This is a genomic window from Myxococcus llanfairpwllgwyngyllgogerychwyrndrobwllllantysiliogogogochensis (assembly GCF_006636215.1).
In the GTDB taxonomy this organism is placed as follows: domain Bacteria; phylum Myxococcota; class Myxococcia; order Myxococcales; family Myxococcaceae; genus Myxococcus; species Myxococcus llanfairpwllgwyngyllgogerychwyrndrobwllllantysiliogogogochensis.
The window spans coordinates 1-385 of sequence record NZ_VIFM01001022.1 but is presented as its reverse complement, the minus strand read 5'-3'; the positions used below and the strand labels follow the sequence as shown (position 1 = coordinate 385).

The 385-nt window shown below is 71.2% G+C and carries 1 protein-coding gene; it reads right to left on the bottom strand.

What is annotated here, in order from left to right:
* Positions 1-385 (bottom strand): hydroxymethylglutaryl-CoA lyase-like TIM-barrel protein (locus FJV41_RS57725; protein WP_497812696.1); only part of this gene is annotated, 385 nt, incomplete at both ends.

Genomic DNA, 385 nt, shown 5'->3' with positions numbered 1-385 from the left:
TTCACCGCCACGCCCGCCCCCTGCGCGGCGGCCACCACCTGCGCGAGCGAGGCGAACGACTGCGCGCGCGTCATGCGCAGGTTGGCGAGGTTGTGCGTTTCGCTGGCGGACATCACCAGGTTCAGCTCGTCGGTGCGCGCCTCGATCGCGCGCTCCGCACCGCGCACGTTCGGCACCAGCGCCGCATACACCACGCCGGGGCGGCGCGCGATCTCGCGCATCACGATCTCGGCGTCGCGCAGCGCGGGAATCGCCGAGGGCGAGACGAAGGCCGTCACTTCGATCTTGGCGAGCCCCGCGTCCGACAGCGCATCCACCAGCGCGATCTTGTCTTCCGTGGGAACGAAGGCCTGCTCCATCTGCAGGCCGTCGCGCGTCCCCACCT